The organism is Paenibacillus xylanivorans, assembly GCF_001280595.1.
In the GTDB taxonomy this organism is placed as follows: domain Bacteria; phylum Bacillota; class Bacilli; order Paenibacillales; family Paenibacillaceae; genus Paenibacillus; species Paenibacillus xylanivorans.
Genome location: NZ_LITU01000053.1, coordinates 291,853 through 307,633 on the forward strand (window position 1 = coordinate 291,853; position 15,781 = coordinate 307,633).

At 45.8% G+C, this 15,781-nt stretch carries 16 protein-coding genes and 1 riboswitch; all 16 genes read left to right on the forward strand.

Annotated features, from left to right (window positions below):
- Positions 1-549: TIM barrel protein (locus tag AMS66_RS33665; protein WP_236703340.1), on the forward strand; the 549-nt coding region annotated here is incomplete at its 5' end.
- A gap of 21 nt (positions 550-570) precedes the next feature.
- On the forward strand, positions 571-909 hold the full coding sequence (locus tag AMS66_RS11325) for a cyclic-phosphate processing receiver domain-containing protein (protein ID WP_053780883.1): 339 nt from the start codon (positions 571-573) through the stop codon (positions 907-909).
- Positions 909-1,226: a thioredoxin family protein gene (locus tag AMS66_RS11330; protein WP_053780884.1), complete on the forward strand. Its 318-nt coding sequence runs from the start codon at positions 909-911 to the stop codon at positions 1,224-1,226. Before AMS66_RS11325 ends, AMS66_RS11330 begins: the two co-directional genes overlap by 1 nt.
- The gene (locus AMS66_RS11335) at positions 1,223-2,002 is read left to right on the forward strand and encodes an ABC transporter ATP-binding protein (RefSeq protein WP_053780885.1); all 780 of its coding nucleotides are present in this window, start codon (positions 1,223-1,225) and stop codon (positions 2,000-2,002) included. The genes AMS66_RS11330 and AMS66_RS11335 overlap by 4 nt, the downstream gene beginning before the upstream one ends.
- Before the next feature lie 6 nt (positions 2,003-2,008).
- Positions 2,009-3,058 (forward strand): SAM-dependent methyltransferase, encoded by a 1,050-nt coding sequence (locus AMS66_RS11340; RefSeq protein WP_053780886.1) that lies wholly within the window; start codon positions 2,009-2,011, stop codon positions 3,056-3,058.
- 179 nt (positions 3,059-3,237) lie between these two features.
- Positions 3,238-4,716: a serine/threonine protein kinase gene (locus AMS66_RS11345; RefSeq protein WP_053780887.1), complete on the forward strand. Its 1,479-nt coding sequence runs from the start codon at positions 3,238-3,240 to the stop codon at positions 4,714-4,716.
- A 26-nt stretch (positions 4,717-4,742) separates the two neighbouring features.
- On the forward strand, positions 4,743-5,765 hold the full coding sequence (locus AMS66_RS11350; protein ID WP_053780888.1) for an SAF domain-containing protein: 1,023 nt from the start codon (positions 4,743-4,745) through the stop codon (positions 5,763-5,765).
- A gap of 71 nt (positions 5,766-5,836) precedes the next feature.
- A complete protein-coding gene (locus AMS66_RS11355; RefSeq protein WP_053780889.1) occupies positions 5,837-6,550 on the forward strand; it encodes a hypothetical protein in 714 nt (237 codons plus the stop codon).
- The gene (locus AMS66_RS11360) at positions 6,547-7,377 is read left to right on the forward strand and encodes an AAA family ATPase (protein WP_053780890.1); all 831 of its coding nucleotides are present in this window, start codon (positions 6,547-6,549) and stop codon (positions 7,375-7,377) included. Before AMS66_RS11355 ends, AMS66_RS11360 begins: the two co-directional genes overlap by 4 nt.
- A 7-nt stretch (positions 7,378-7,384) precedes the next feature.
- The gene (locus AMS66_RS11365; protein WP_053780891.1) at positions 7,385-9,211 is read left to right on the forward strand and encodes an ATPase, T2SS/T4P/T4SS family; all 1,827 of its coding nucleotides are present in this window, start codon (positions 7,385-7,387) and stop codon (positions 9,209-9,211) included.
- Positions 9,201-11,267, forward strand: coding sequence for a hypothetical protein (locus AMS66_RS11370; protein WP_053780892.1), 2,067 nt, complete (start codon positions 9,201-9,203; stop codon positions 11,265-11,267). The genes AMS66_RS11365 and AMS66_RS11370 overlap by 11 nt, the downstream gene beginning before the upstream one ends.
- A 59-nt stretch (positions 11,268-11,326) precedes the next feature.
- Entirely contained in the window at positions 11,327-11,812 is a 486-nt protein-coding gene (locus tag AMS66_RS11375; RefSeq protein WP_053780893.1) for a hypothetical protein, read from the forward strand.
- 16 nt (positions 11,813-11,828) lie between these two features.
- A complete protein-coding gene (locus tag AMS66_RS11380) occupies positions 11,829-12,227 on the forward strand; it encodes a hypothetical protein (RefSeq protein ID WP_053780894.1) in 399 nt (132 codons plus the stop codon).
- Positions 12,224-12,775 (forward strand): hypothetical protein, encoded by a 552-nt coding sequence (locus AMS66_RS11385; RefSeq protein WP_053780895.1) that lies wholly within the window; start codon positions 12,224-12,226, stop codon positions 12,773-12,775. The genes AMS66_RS11380 and AMS66_RS11385 overlap by 4 nt, the downstream gene beginning before the upstream one ends.
- Entirely contained in the window at positions 12,762-13,745 is a 984-nt protein-coding gene (locus tag AMS66_RS11390) for a hypothetical protein (RefSeq protein WP_053780896.1), read from the forward strand. The genes AMS66_RS11385 and AMS66_RS11390 overlap by 14 nt, the downstream gene beginning before the upstream one ends.
- Before the next feature lie 132 nt (positions 13,746-13,877).
- On the forward strand, positions 13,878-15,428 hold the full coding sequence (locus tag AMS66_RS11395) for an ABC-F family ATP-binding cassette domain-containing protein (RefSeq protein WP_053780897.1): 1,551 nt from the start codon (positions 13,878-13,880) through the stop codon (positions 15,426-15,428).
- 125 nt (positions 15,429-15,553) lie between these two features.
- A riboswitch (TPP riboswitch) is annotated at positions 15,554-15,663 on the forward strand.
- Positions 15,664-15,781: the final 118 nt, after the last annotated feature.

Sequence of the window (15,781 nt, forward strand, 5' to 3'; positions counted from 1 at the left end):
GCAGATGCCTGCGGTTCAGTAGGGACTGTAGTTCATTTTGGACATCTGAAGAGCAATGAACCACTGGAAGGATATCAGAATCTCATATCCTGTCTGGATACTGCTTTAGCAGATTGGGATGGCCAGGCTAAGGTTCTGCTTGAAAATCAGGCTGGAGATCATGGCCCTATGGGCACGACGATGGAAGAATTGATACAGATTCGCAAGCTAAGCCGTTATCCCGAGCATATTGCTTTTTGCTTTGACACGTGTCATGCTTTTGCTTCAGGCATGTGGACGACAGGCGATGAGGCATCGATGCTGGAGAAAGGCAGACTGCTGGGATACTGGGATGCTCTTGCGGCTGTTCACTTTAATGATTCGAAATATCCTTCCGGTTCATGCAAGGACAGACATGCACGGATTGGACAGGGTTATATAGGAACAAAAGCGATGCAGGAACTGTTATGTGCGCCTGAATTTCATCAAGCTGTAGTTGTGCTGGAGACCGAATCAGGCGAAGATGGAACACATCGTGGTGACATTGAGCTCATGCGTTCCTGGCTTTAAATGGGGAGAGGAGCAATTGTAATGCATGTTTTTTTGGATGATTACCGGGCATGTCCGAAAGGGTTTGTTCTGGCTACCAATGCAGAAGAATGTCTGATGCTGCTTAGAGAAGGTAACGTGGATATTCTATCTCTGGATTATGAGCTGGGTCCGGATTCGCCGAATGGCGGTGAAGTTGCTGCTTCGATCGTCCGGGAAGGCTTATTTCCGCGCCAGATCTATTTGCACACGTCCAGCATGTATGGCAAACGTCAAATGTACGAATTGTTGTACAGTAATAAACCAGACTCTGTGACCGTCCATAATGGTCCGATGTCAGGTGAGGTTATGCTCCGTGTTGCTGCGGGAGAAGAATGCTGATGAAGCCGATAACGACCAAAATGTTAATGCGTGGTGTATGGGAAGGCATGCCTCAGGCTGTATTTATCTATACCCCGTTATGCGGAACTTGCGCGGCGGCACGTCGAATGCTTGAAATCGCCGAACATTTGCTGCCCGAAGGGATTTTGACCGAGATGAATATTCACGATATCCCGGAACTTGTGCAGCAATTTCAGATTTCGAGCGTCCCTGCGGTTATGCTGTTTGATGGGGAACATGATGTGCCCAGAATGGTATATCGGATGAACTCTGTTGAGCATCTGTTAGGGGAAATCCGGAAGGCGGTGCTAAAATGAGTGTAATCTCGATGGAACATGTCTCTCTTAGACGGGAAGACAATCAGATTCTGGATGATGTCCATCTGCATGTTAAAGAAGGCGAGCATTGGGTGATTCTCGGGCGCAATGGTTCAGGTAAAACAACGCTGCTGGAAATGATGAATGGGTATATGTTTCCGAGTCAGGGACGCATCGAAGTATTGGGCAACCTGTATGGTCAATGTGACGTTCGGGAGGTTCGGAAAGAAATTGGTTATATCAGTCAGACATTGATTGAGAAACTGACACTTCGAGATCCGGTATGGGAAGTTGTCGCAACAGGCGCTTATGCCTTTTTGCGTTTCTATCAAACGATTCCGGATGATGTGAAGGCCAAAGCGATGAACCTGCTTGATGAAATGGGCTTTGCAAAACTGACTAATCATCCACTCGGCACCCTTTCTCAAGGGGAACGCAAAAAAGTAATGCTGGCTCGTTCATTGATGGCAGATCCCAAATTGCTGATTATGGACGAGCCTTGTGCCGGACTCGATCTGTATGAACGTGAGAAAATGTTGGCCGAAATTGATCGACTGCGTAAACGTAATATCACTGTCGTTTATGTAACGCATCACGTCGAGGAGATCGTACCATTATTCACACATGTGGCCTTGATCCGCGATGGACGTATTGCTGCGGCAGGTCCCAAACATGAAGTTTTAACACAAGATACAATTAAGCATACGTACGATGTTCCGGTTGATATTCAGTGGCATGATGGACGTCCCTGGATCCGCGTACGTTCTGGAGGGTAACACATTTTGAGTACACAGTCATCTTGGGGTGAAGGAGACTTCTCCCGTTTTATCTGCACAGCCAACCATGGCTTTGCACCCTATGCTCAGGAGGAATTGCGCCGTACGTTTGGTGCAGTCAAGAGCACGGTACTCGTACCGGGTGAAATTCTGCTAGCCGGTCTTCCGATTGCGGAAGAAGAGGTATCAACTAAGCTTTTGGAAGATAGCCCGACGTTTTTACGTCATATTCAACCTGTTCAATTTCAGGAAAATACGGAAGATTCAGCGCAAGCAATGGAAAAATTGATTTCATTTGTTCTGAACCATACCGAGTTAACAGGCACTAAAGTTACATTACAAGTTCGTAAAACCGAGGGTTCCTTCTGGCAGGAGAACGCTGTTTCTTTGAAACAACTGTTGACTGAGAAGCTGGATGACCTTGGCTGTGAGTGGGTTGTCCGTGATGCGGATCATGTTATATCTGTCTTCGTTGCGAATGACATGTTATATGCTGGCGTATCCAGACCTGATCAAAATCTGTCGGACTGGAGTGGCGGAGCGATTCGTTTTCAGAAGGAAGAGGGGCAAATCTCTCGGGCCAAATTCAAATTGCTTGAAGCGGAGCAGACGTTTGGTATCGACTTTACTTCTTTCCACAAAGCATTGGACATTGGTGCTGCACCTGGTGGTTGGACCTCTTTCCTGCTTGAGCGTGGGCTCGAAGTTACAGCTGTTGATCCGGCCAAGATGGATGCGACCCTGTTGGAATCGCCCAAGCTGACCTTTTTGAAAAAAAATGCAGGTGATGTACGTTTCCGCGAAGGGGAATTCGATCTGCTTGTATGTGATATGAGCTGGAGTCCCAAGCTGATGAGCCGTCTTATATCGGACTTGTTATACAGCCTTCAATCGGGGGGGACAGCGGTTGTGACAGTGAAGTTACTCCATAAGAAGCCGCTCGCTTTGATTAAAGAAGTCATCGATACATTTGAGCGCTCACGGATGCAGATTCAGCACTCCAAACAGTTGTTTCACAACCGTGAGGAAATCACGCTATATATGATTAAGTATTAAGTTATTAATGGCATTAAATTTTATGCTTTACAATACCTTATTGCCTATACTATAATGATACCAATATTAACCATAACAAGTTGAGGGAAAGCATCCCGAAGTGAAGAGTCCGGATATCCGGTCTGTTCCGCTTCGGTGAAGCTTTCCCTTTTTTGTTGTACATACAAGGAGGAGTCCAAATGAGACATCCGGCTAGGCTCGAGCGAGGAAGCCTGCTGGGGGGCAGATATCGTATCGTGTCCATTCTGGGTTCGGGTGGAATGAGCCATGTATATGAAGCAGAGGATTTGAAGTTGCCAGGCAAAACCTGGGCGATCAAAGAAAGCGTGACGGCGATGCCATACGAAGGCAGTATGGAGTCAGAAGCTGCTCTCCTTACATCTCTTAGGCATCCCAGATTGCCGCAAATTGTAGACTTTTTTGTCCCGGATGAGCACGGATATACTTATCTTGTGATGGAGTACATTGAGGGATTGACTCTCAGTGACTATTTCAAGCAATGTCGCGGGAAGATTCCGCTTGAACATATGACGGAGTTTGTACTGCAACTGCTGGATGTATTAAGTTATTTGCACAGTCTGGACCCGCCTGTCATCTATCGGGATTTGAAACCGTCCAACATTATGATTACACCTGAACATGAAGTCAGACTGATTGATTTTGGGATAGCGCGGAGCTATAAAGCACAAAGCGTCGATGATACGGTTAAATTGGGAACGGCCGGTTTCGCTGCACCGGAACAATATGGTTCAGGACAGACTGATGCGCGTTCTGATCTGTATGGGCTTGGAGCATTGTTGCTCTATCTCATGACATGTGGAGCGTATACGGAATGGATTCAGGGAGTAGAAAGTTCCATTCGCAGTGATGTTCCACGTACCTATATTCCTGTTGCGAGAAGGTTATTGCGACTGAATCCGATCGAGCGCTTTCAGTCGGCAGATGAAGTTCGTAAGGAGCTGCTGCGAAGACCGGGAATAACGGCTAGTGGTTCAGAAATGATGGTGACGATAAGCGGAGGGACAAGAGTGATCGCTTTGACAGGGGCATCATCCGGAGTTGGGGTTACGCATACGGCCATAGCCATCAGTCACTATCTGGAGCGGCAGAACTTCAAAGTGGCCATAATCGAGATGTCGCCACGATCTCAATCGTTTGCACGAATTCAACAAGTGGCGCATGCCGGTAAACCCGTGCCAGCAGGCAGACAGTTTGCAGTGGATGGTGTGCATTACTGGAAACAATCGGGACGCGCAGACATCCTGTCTTTACTGGGAGGCAGCTATCAGTTCATTGTGATGGATCTTGGCAGTGGTCAGGACCAGAACAGGCTTGAAGAGTTTCTCAGAGCCGATCTGCCCATTGTTATAGGTTCCGGTGCCGAATGGAGACAGGCGGAGATTGGATCTTTTGTCCGTTCACACAATCGGTACCCAAGAGACAAATGGATCTACTGCCTGCCACTTGCATCTGCTGATGCCGTTCAGCGTATGCGTAAAACGTTGGACACTTCCAGTGTTTACGGTCTGCCTTTACATATCGATCCCTTCGATCGTGAACCACAGATGGATAAGGTTTTTGCTCATATTCTGAGTCATATGATGGGGCAGCTTCCCAAGAAACGTTCATTCTTTGCAAGAAAAAGAGTACATGATTAGAAGAGATTGCGAAAGGAGAGCCTCTTTTGTCTAAATTAAGAAAACAAAGCCGTCAACTGATTTATGCTGGACTGACGGGAGCAGGAGCGATTGGTCTGTTGTTTGGGGCATATGTCATTTACAATGTCAAAACCATGAGTGATACCAGGTCTGAAGTGGAGGCCCGTTACTTGTCAGCCTACGAACAAAAAGAAGCTGAATTAATGCAACAGTGGAACTCGGGGGCACAGGGCTGGGTCACAATACGGGATGTTGAAGCAGGAGAACCGATATTGCCTGAGGATATCAAACTCATCGCAGTTCCAGATGCACAGGCACCAAGGAATCTGTGGTCCAGCTCCAAGCAGATGGATGGTCAAGTGGCAAAAATAGAATTAAAAAAAGGAACAGCCATTACGACTGAAATGGTGTATGAGGATACCCCGGCACCACCGGATTTAAGAAACCGTGAACTACAGGTCGTTTTATTGCCGTCTTCACTCGTCAAAGGAGATAACATTGATATCCGTATTCAGTTTCCAACGGGCCAAGACTACATTCTCCTGTCCAAAAAGAAAGTCGAAAGATTAAATGCAGCTACACTGTGGATTACGATGACAGAGGAGGAAATCCTGTCCCTTTCAAGTGCAATTGTAGATGCCTATTTACATAAAGCTTCAATCTATGCCCTAACCTATGTAGAACCACAGTTCCAGACACCAGCAATCCCGACATATCCTGCCAACAATGAAGTGTTAAAACTGCTGGAGAGTGATCCTAATCTTGTGCGTCGGGCGGAGGTAGAGTTAGCGCGGCAAGTACGGAGTTCGCTAGAAAGCTCACTCGCCGCATCCATGTCAGCGCCATCCCAAGGTGTGGAGCAGGATGTTGCGCAATCCTCCGTGTCTTACAATAACCGTCCTGGAGCGAATAACTCTTCATCTGCCGACGGTGTCATCTGGAATGACGGTTCAGGTAGCGCGGGAACGAATGGCTCCGGTAGCGACAAGGGTTCAGCGTCAGCTTCGAGTGCGGATGAGCAGACAAGCTTGCTGACAGGCGGAGAGTAAAATATATAGGGGAATCGATTTATAATTCGTATAACAATGTGTATTAGAACTTTAAGGAGGGTTTGATAGCTATGCAAACATGGATCTTTGCCGGGTTATGCGAGAAGAATGACCTGATGCTGTACCTTTGCAAAATACTGGCCGCCTCTGGTAAACGTGTCTTGCTCGTTGACGGAACATTACAGCAGAAATATGGGTACGGCGTTGGGGAAAGCCAGCAATCTCTGCGTATTACAGAGTTTGAAGGTTTTGATATCGCCTTTCAATTCGTAACTTCAACAGCGGTTGAGAGCCATCTTGAAGCGAGTGGCGAGAAATTGGAGACCTATGATTACGTCCTTTACGACATGGAAACATCACATTTTGCATCACGTGATCTATGGCTCACCGCAGACATCCGTGTCTGGGTCAGCGATTATGAACGCTACAATCTGGAACGGGGCAAAGGCTGGCTTAAGCGGTTGCTTGAAGAGCAGTCCCTGCCAGCAGAACTGCCGTTTCAGCGCATCTTGATTAATGCTGTTGATTGCAAACTGGAAGCTCGATATTTATGGGCATATCTGGAAGGTAGTCCGTTTGTATGGACAGGGGAATCGCTAATGTTGCCTTGGGATGAATTGACTGCAGCAGTCAAACTGGAAAACGAGCACCATCGTCGAATTCGCCTAGGTCCATTGTCACGGAACTATAAAAAATCGCTATGCAGGTTAGTGGAGCAGTTGACCGGATGGGAAAATGTTCAGAGTCGGCGGGCCATGAAAGAAGCAGAAAGGATGAGGGCATGAGCACCATTACGTTTTGGAGTCCATTTTCAGGAACAGGTAGCACCTCAAGTGCGTTAATCGGCGCCTATGCGATGGCACTTCAATATAGGACAAGAATTTTGCTTGTAAATACAGGTCCAGTCGGGAGCAGCACAGAAGCTGCCCTTCCACCCAAAGAAATAGAGGACCAGGGTTCAGCATTCACATTTGAGGAGGGGGGATGGGATGCTGTAGAACGACTGCATATAAGCGGGAGCCTTAACAAGCATAATTTGAGGGATTATACCAAGCCACTCCTTAAAGACCGTCTGGATTTGTTGACTGGCAGAATTAACAGGTTGGAGCGTACCTCACAAGAGCATGTGGAGACATTGAAAAGGCTGCTGGACGTAGCAAATGAATACTATGATCTCGTCCTTCTGGATGCAGACCGCACAGGCACAAGTGCCCAGATTCTGCTGGATCATGCCGACTATGTTGTGGTGAACCTGAATCAAAATATGAGGGACCTGGAGCATTTTTTTGAAAAAATCAGACCTGAGAGTATGAGTGATCAGAAGCTGCATGTCGTACTGAATAAGTATGATCCACATTCACGCGCAACCATTACCAATATTCGTCGGCGTTTTCGATACAAGGGTTCGATATCGGTGTTGCCGTATACCACCGGATTTCTGGATGCCTTCAATCGTCGTGATGCGGCCGCTTACTTGCAATTGGAAGGTCTTAGTAACAATAAAGACATTCGTAAAGGGAGCTTTGCCGCAAGTATGGCTGAACTCGCTCGCCTCATTATGGACGGCGCAGGGATGCGTACCATACTAAAGAGGCTGGAAAGGGGAGCCTGAACCTCCGATGCTCTGGAATACCCTATGGTTAATTTTAATTTTGCTGTTATGCCTTGCGTATGTTTGGTTCAAATATAGAGCTTCCCATCGTGAAAAGAATAACCGTGCTCCTGAGCGAGAATCCTTCACGATTGAAGTGCTGACAGAGAAAGTAAAAAACTCGCTTCATGAGCTTAGTCATAGTCAACTTGCTGATGCCGGATTGCATGAAGAAGAATATCGCCGAAGAATCAATCAGCGTGCCGAGATGCGCAAGGCTCTTAAAGGTTGTGTATCAGGAAGCATCAGTGACAAAACGTATGTCAAAAATTTGATCGGTGATCTGCTTACTCGCAGCATAGGACTTAATAAGTCAAATATTGATGAGGTCATTTATTTTGGTGAAACTGAGTTGCTGACGATTCAGGATCAATTCGAAATCGTGTTTTATCTATACCGGCAGCAATTTGGTGTTGATGCCTTGTCACGTATGATTGACACTTATGATCTTGGCAGACTGAGGCTGGGTGAAGGTGCAGATGACGGAGGAAGTTACTATATCTCCGAGGAGGACATTCGATATGTGTTTGAGTGTGAGTATAGAGAGCTTGGATTCAGAGAAAAAACAGATATCATCGTTCAACGCATCTATCAACATTACAAAGGCTTCTCGGTTGTTGATGAAATAAGAGATCAACGAATAGATGGCGTTAGTGGTGGTGTTAGCGGCATGCTGGATGCTGTTCAGGATATGGGGCTACGACAGCCAGCTTCGTGGAACGATCTGTTGGAGGATGGACTTGAAGATGCTCTCCTTGAACAACCACTTAGTGGAATGGAAAGTGTCTGGATCTTCTATAAAGGTAAGTCCATTCACCTGTCCTTCCTGTCATTTGGCAGTATCCGTGAACTGAAGAGGGTATGTCAAAATATTTACAAATACAACTATCCGGGACAGCTTTCGGAAGCGAATGGATACAAGGTGAACGAGATGAAGGACGGATCACGTGTCGTTGTTGTCCGACCTCCCTTTGCCGAATCATGGGCATTCTTTGTCCGGAAATTCGATATTCCGAATGCTTCACTGGAACAGCTGATTACTGGAAACAACGCAGATCTGCCAATCACTTTGCTGCAATATTTGATGAAAGGCAGTCGAATTACAGCCGTAACAGGAGCACAAGGGTCGGGTAAAACGACGCTGCTTATGGCGATGGTGAAGCATATTTACGCTTCGTACACCCTGCGTGTACAGGAGATGGCATTCGAGCTACAGCTGCGACGTATATACAGTCGGCGTAACATTCTAAGCTTCCGGGAGACGGAACATATTTCAGGTCAACAGGGACTGGATTTACAGAAAAAGACGGACGGTACTGTAAATATTCTCGGTGAGGTTGCAAGTGACGAAGTAGCCGCATGGATGATTCAGATGTCCCAGGTTGCCAGCCTGTTCACCCTGTTTACTCATCATGCCAAAACGTTTCGCGATCTGGTCTTCTCCCTCCGCAATTCACTGCTCAAAACAGGTATGTTCCAACATGAACATATTGCCGAGGAGCAAGTAGTAAGTGTCATTAATTTCGATGTACATATGAAAAAGGACGCAGAGGGACGAAGATATATAGAACGAATCACGGAATGTCTGCCACGTGCGAATAAAGGGGACAGCGTGGAAGAACGGGCGGGTTTTACGTTTCGCAATGTGATCGAGTACAGGGATGGCAATTACGTCGTCACAGCTCCGATCTCAATGGGCAGCATCATGGATATGCGGGATCAGATGACACTACAGGACGCTGCGCTGTTCGAACAGTTCATCAAGCAACATTGGGGTGATACCTATGACCGTTAAGTTAGTTCTTCTTTTGGTGCTGGGGATATGTGCGGGTGGTCTGGTGATCACGCTACTTGTACTGAATCTGTTACGTCATAGAGGAGGTGACACTGCAAGTAAATCCATAGAGATCGCTACACTGAACGGAAATCGTACGCTGCGGTGGGGATCGTTCCTGTTACAGTCTTATCGCTGGGGCATGAAAGTACCGCTGCTCTCTGCTTATATTTTACAAGTACAGAAACGAATCTCATTCCGGCATGTTGGGGACGAACCATCATTAAGACGAATGACCATGAGTGTGGTTCTAATTATTTTCGGAGGATACGGGAGCATCAGTGTAATTCTCTTCCTTATGCAGCCGGGTATCGCCTTTGTCATATTGTCTGTACTCTGCGCTGTAGTTCTGAACAGTCTTGTACTGGATATGTGTCTGAATCGTATGGAGAAACGACTGTTGGTACAGATGCTGGACCTGTTTGCCGACGTGAGACATCGGTATCATCAGCATGGAATGGTAGAGGAAGCACTGTATGAAGCAGCTGAAGCTGGTAAAGGTGAGGCTGCGGAACAAGTGCTGTTGATCTATGAAGCATTGACTTCTCCGGATCCAAACGAAGCATTGGAACGTTACTATGAGATTGCGCCTAATCGTTTTCTTAAAGGTTTTGCCGGTATTTCATATATGGTGATGGAGTTTGGTGATAAAGACAGAGCACAGGGTTCGATTTACTTGAAAGGTCTGGGGAATCTGACGCAGGAAATTCATCTGGAGATTTTGCGGCGGGACAAATTGGATTATTTGTTAAAAGGGTTGAATATCATTGCCCTGGCTCCCGTTCTGTTCACAGCTCCAATTGAACGCTGGGCCAGAGGAAGTTTTCCGACTATGGATGAATTCTATCGCAGCAAAATCGGATTTGTAATCAAAATTTCGATATATGTCATTATCATACTTTCCTACCTTCTTTTGCAAAGGCTTCAGCAATATGATGAAACCCGTTATCGGACAGGGCGCAAACACTCCAGAATCGATCAGTTCCTATACAAGCAGACATTCATTCGTAAAGTCGCGCTGTTGTTCGCGGCCAAACCTGGCAGTACCAATTACAGTCAAACCGTAAGATTGATGCGGGAAAGCAGTTCGGAACTGAAATATGAATGGCTGGCTATACGAAGGCTGATGTTATTTGCAAGTTGTTTTGTCCTGACCATCGGCTGTGTCTTTACGCTGCATCAGTTTGAACGAAATCATATCTTACATGATCCCGTGAGAGATGACCGGATGTTTGGCGCGATGGGAGAGGCGGAATTAAAGCAGGCTACGGAAAAGACAAGCTTGGATCAAGCCGTACTCGAGCGCATCGAAATGAAGCGAGGAGCAACTTTTGATGAGATCTCCAAAGCATTGCAGTCCGTGAATCCCGTGCAACTGGATCATGATACACAGACGGAAACCATTGCGCGCATCCTGCAGAAGCTGGAAGTATACAACAAGCAGTACCTTCACTGGTGGGAGCTGATTATTGCGATGATGATAGGTATAACGGGTTATCACATGCCGATCTGGCTCATGTTGTTCCAGCGCAAGATGCGCAGTATGGATATGAAACATGAAATCTATCAGTTTCAGACGGTGATCTCGATCTTGCGGGAGATGGACCGTATGTCTGTCGAGGAGATATTGGAATGGCTCAATCGCTTTGCAGTCATTTTCAAAAGACCGCTCCAAAAATGTTTGTTGCATTTTGAACATGGGCCGGAGCATGCACTTGAACAATTGAAAGAGGATGCCGGTTTGCCTGAATTTCAGCGTCTGGTGGAGAAACTGCAACTCGCACTTGGGAAAATTTCAATCCGAGAAGCATTTGATGATCTGGATAGCATGATGGCCTTTTATTTTGAACAACGGAAGCAGGAATACACCAAGATGATTGATGTCAAAGCATCATGGGGAAGAATGATCGGTTTTACACCAATGTATGCCTTGATCTTCCTCTATCTAGTCATTCCGCTGGTAGGCATGAGTTTCCTGCAAATGAACATTTATTATGAACAGATTCAGAAACTGTAACGACTCAGTACGTCGCAGTCTGAAATAAATTAAAAACAATAAATTTAGGAGGATTTATCATGAACAATGCATCAAGCGCTTTAAAGGTGGCAGCAGGCATATTTCTGACCATCGCCCTTATTACGATTGTGGTTTTGTTGTTTATTTCGGCTCAGGAGGCAACCAAAACGGCGCAGAACAATTTTGCGGATATCCAGACCGAGTTATCCCAAGCTGCATTTACGGTATATGACGGAACTACCATTAGCGGATCACAGGTTACGAACGCGTTGCGTAAATATGCGGACAAGGATCAGTTCGGTATTCAAGTTATTACAGGTAAAAATAAAGGAGGTCAATGGTACGGTAATCAGTTAAACATTTCCCAGGACCTCAATAATGCCGATTATGGCTCTGTTATTGCACCAGATGATAAAGTCGGCATTATTAATCAAACCATGAGTGAAAAAGATAATCAGTATGTCAATCCAAGTGGTAAATTCAAAGCGATTATTGTAAAAGACAGATCTAATGTAGTAAGAGGGCTTATTTTCCAGCAATCCTGACAGGAGTTGGTTTAAGATGTCCCAGAATACACAGCAACTTATGTTGTTCTGTACGGCGGTTGTCCTTTTTGTGACAGCCTGCCTGTACGGGCAGCAAAATGTTAGGGTTCTATCAGACGCTTTGAATCACTTGGTGAAGACGACAGCAGAGATGGAAGGGCGACTGAACACTACATTACGCATCAGTGAGCCAACCAGTTATAGTGGTGCTGAAGTCATACATACTGTGAGGCAAATGACAGGGACAACGGTCAGCGTAGAGGTGGACGGGAATGCATATGTCATTGATCCCCTTGTAAACAGAAGAGGAACCGTACCTGTCCAGCTTGCTACCTCGTATAGACCTGAGTTCATAAGAAGTGAGGCTGGCGAACTGCTGAAGATTGCATTTTGGAAGGAGGCCAGTACACCTTGATTAATGCCGCATCCAAGCTGCTAGCAGTTTTGCTGGCAGTGATTTTGCTTTATGTATACCCGGCAGCAGAGACTGCAGATCGACAGGATGACATGGCACGAATGACTGTTGTTCAGACGGTTACACGTTTTGTTGATGCGGTCAGAACAAAGGGATATATTTCGCCCGGTATGTATGCAGAGTTCGAAGAGCAGATGGCTCGAACGGGTAACGCCTATGAAATTGCCATGGAACACTTGCATAAAAAATATGTACCTCATTACTCAGATCCGATGGATCAGAGCACATTCTCAGGAACCTATGAGACTGTACAGGATGGCTATTATTCAGCTCAGATCAAAGCAAAGTTGTTTCCTTCTTCTGGTTCGATGGCTTCAGATGATGCTGGGCGAAGATATACACTGGCAATGGGGGATTTCTTCACAGTAACCGTCAAAAATACGAATCGTACACCTGCCATGCTGATTCGTGAGTGGTTGAACGGGACTGTACAGGCTGCAGCCGTATTTACCACATATGGGGGTATGGTGCTTAATGAAGATTACTGATCTTTCCATTGTGTTTGTGCTTATCTTTTCACCTATATTCTGGGTTATCTCTCACAACACAAACAATGCCCAAGAGGCCCAATATTTAAGTAATCAATATAAGATGGCACTTCAGACTGCTGTACTGGATGCAGGGGCTGTGATGCATCAAAATGAGAAGCAAAACGATGAAGCAGGGTATGATTCGACCAAATTTGTTAAAGCGGACAAAGAGCTTGCCTTGACAACGTTTACCCAAACAATGGCTTTAAATATGGGAATTCAGGATGATCCTGCTGCTATTCGGGCCATGTTTAATTACATTCCTGCAATGGTTGTGCTGGATTATGATGGTTACTATATTTTTGCAAACGAAACAGAAATGACTGGAAACCTTGAAGATTCATTCCGGCAGGTTTGGAGTCCCAAAAAGCCCTATACATATTCTGATTCAAATGGCAGCAGTATTAACTTCACACTCGATGGGTATGTGTATGCCTATGATGCAGGCTTGGGCAAGTGGGTGGAGGGTTTTCAGAAAGAATTGGCCTCCAGCACGCAAATCCCTCTGCTTCAGAATGCCGAGACGTTTGAGCAGGTCAGACGAAGTCGCATCGTGACAAGTGTGCAGGAAGATTTGGTAGATGTTATTAACAGGCATAATGAGTTTGCAAGAAGGAATGGTGTTTCCTACACCTTTACCATGCCTTTGATTTCTCAGGAAGATTGGTACAACTCGATTAATGACACGGGGCTTATGGCTTTTATTCAGGGAATACCTGTAGGTAACCAAAAGATGAACAATTATGCCATTGGTGGTGGTAGACTGGTGAAGAAAACAGCGATCGTTGGCGGAGTGGATCCGGTAAGTGGAATTAAATACTATTATCCTTCCACATGTAACAATGGTTACAGAGCCGAAGAAGTGTTTACAAATGCCAAACAAGCGGCAGCGCAAGGGTATTTTGAGTATAATTGTTCCATAAATTAAAGGCAGTTTGTTTGTAATATAAAAGCGAGGTTGCATGAGATGTTTACATTACTTTCAGAAAAGGCGACACCTGTGCTAAAATAAGGTTTCGGAACGATAGTAATGTCCAATAGATAGGAGCAACCTCATCTTATGAGTTTATTGTCAGTAGAGAACGTGAGTCACAATTTTGGAGACCGCACGTTATTTAAAAATGTATCTTTTCGTTTACTTGCCGGAGAGCGTGTAGGCCTTGTTGGTGCAAATGGTGTGGGCAAGTCCACATTGATGAACATCCTTACCGGGAAATTGTTAAAGGACGAAGGGAAGGTCGAATGGACCCCCAAAGTTCGTTATGGATATCTGGATCAGCATACCAAGCTCACGCCTGGAAAAACGATTCGTGACGTGTTAAAGGATGCGTTCCTGCCCTTGCTTGAGTTGGAAAAAGAAATGATGTCCATCACAGAGCAGATGGCAGACGCCGATCCGGACAAGCTCGAATTGTTGCTGGAAGAAATGGGTGACATTCAGGAGCAATTGGAGCAAGGTGATTTTTATCTGATTGATGTGAAAGTGGAAGAGATGGCCAATGGACTTGGCTTGTCCGCCATCGGTCTGGATCGTGACGTGGCTGCGCTTAGTGGTGGTCAGCGTACGAAGGTATTGCTTGCCAAGCTTTTACTGGAGAAACCCACTGCTCTTCTTCTGGATGAGCCGACGAACTATCTCGATGTGGAACACATTGAATGGCTGTCGCGCTACCTGAAGGATTACCCGTACGCGTTTATTCTGATCTCGCATGATACGGAATTTATGAATGAGGTCGTTAACGTTATTTATCATCTGGAGTTTGCCAAGTTGACGCGTTATGCAGCGAACTATAACAAATTCCTTGAAATGGCCGACATGAATAAGGCGCAACATATTGATGCATATGAGAAACAGCAGGAGTATATCAAGAAGCAGGAAGATTTCATTCAGCGGAACAAAGCCCGCGCTTCCACTTCCGGTCGTGCCAAGAGCCGTGAGAAGCAGCTCGGCAAGATTGAACGGATCGATCGTCCAGACGAAGCGGCCAAACCCACATTTAATTTCAAGGATGCCCGGGCGAGCAGTAAAACGGTCTTTGAGGGTATTGATTTTGAGATTGGGTATTCGTATGCATTATTGCCCAAAATGACGATGACGATTGAGCGTGGCGAGAAAATTGCCATTGTTGGATGTAACGGTGTAGGTAAATCAACACTGCTCAAGACCATTTTGGGGAAAATTCCACCCCTCAGTGGTAAGACTTTCTTGGGTGATTATCTGGAAACAGCGTATTTCGAACAAGAAGTACGTGCAGGCAATATTACCCCGATCGAAGATGTATGGAATGAATTTTCTCATCTGACACAGAATGAAGTCCGGGGCCATCTCGCACGTTGTGGATTGAAAAATGAGCATATCACTCGTCCGCTTAACGCGCTTAGTGGTGGAGAACAAGCCAAGGTTCGTTTATGTAAGCTTCTGATGCGTGAAAGTAACTGGATTTTGTTCGATGAGCCTACGAACCATTTGGATGTGACGGCCAAAGCAGAGTTGCAGCGTGCCTTGCAAGAATTCAAGGGTACCGTGCTGCTTGTGTCACATGAACCTGAATTTTATGAAGGCTGGGTTACCAAAACGTGGGATGTTGAGGCTTGGTCCGAGAAACAATAGTTTCTTCAAACCAGAAAAGCTACTTGAATAACTACGTTGTCTTCAGCAATGGATAAGTGACGTAATAAATGGAAAATGTACGGTGACAAAAAAAGGGGTCTATGGTAACATAGGCTACAGCTTCATATGAACACTAGGGGGGCCGCACGATGCGGCTGAGATGGAAGAATGCGATTCCGGACCCTTTGCACCTGATCTGGATCATACCAGCGTAGGGAAGTGGCGCGTTTCAGCTAATGACAAATTGCAGCTTCGTTGATTTTGCGATGTGGTCTGCAAATGAATCATGCAGTTTCTAGGTATACTACGTTGCGACTATGGATGGTTCTTATAGTTGGTTATGCGTTATGCAT

Coding starts and splice junctions, on each gene's coding strand:
- AMS66_RS11370 (WP_053780892.1), top strand. CDS start 9,201: ATGACCGTTAAGTTAGTTCTTCTTTTGGTGCTGGGGATATGTGCGGGT.
- AMS66_RS11365 (WP_053780891.1), top strand. CDS start 7,385: ATGCTCTGGAATACCCTATGGTTAATTTTAATTTTGCTGTTATGCCTT.
- AMS66_RS11395 (WP_053780897.1), top strand. CDS start 13,878: ATGAGTTTATTGTCAGTAGAGAACGTGAGTCACAATTTTGGAGACCGC.
- AMS66_RS11380 (WP_053780894.1), top strand. CDS start 11,829: ATGTCCCAGAATACACAGCAACTTATGTTGTTCTGTACGGCGGTTGTC.
- AMS66_RS11375 (WP_053780893.1), top strand. CDS start 11,327: ATGAACAATGCATCAAGCGCTTTAAAGGTGGCAGCAGGCATATTTCTG.
- AMS66_RS11335 (WP_053780885.1), top strand. CDS start 1,223: ATGAGTGTAATCTCGATGGAACATGTCTCTCTTAGACGGGAAGACAAT.
- AMS66_RS11390 (WP_053780896.1), top strand. CDS start 12,762: ATGAAGATTACTGATCTTTCCATTGTGTTTGTGCTTATCTTTTCACCT.
- AMS66_RS11345 (WP_053780887.1), top strand. CDS start 3,238: ATGAGACATCCGGCTAGGCTCGAGCGAGGAAGCCTGCTGGGGGGCAGA.
- AMS66_RS11325 (WP_053780883.1), top strand. CDS start 571: ATGCATGTTTTTTTGGATGATTACCGGGCATGTCCGAAAGGGTTTGTT.
- AMS66_RS11330 (WP_053780884.1), top strand. CDS start 909: ATGAAGCCGATAACGACCAAAATGTTAATGCGTGGTGTATGGGAAGGC.
- AMS66_RS11355 (WP_053780889.1), top strand. CDS start 5,837: ATGCAAACATGGATCTTTGCCGGGTTATGCGAGAAGAATGACCTGATG.
- AMS66_RS11360 (WP_053780890.1), top strand. CDS start 6,547: ATGAGCACCATTACGTTTTGGAGTCCATTTTCAGGAACAGGTAGCACC.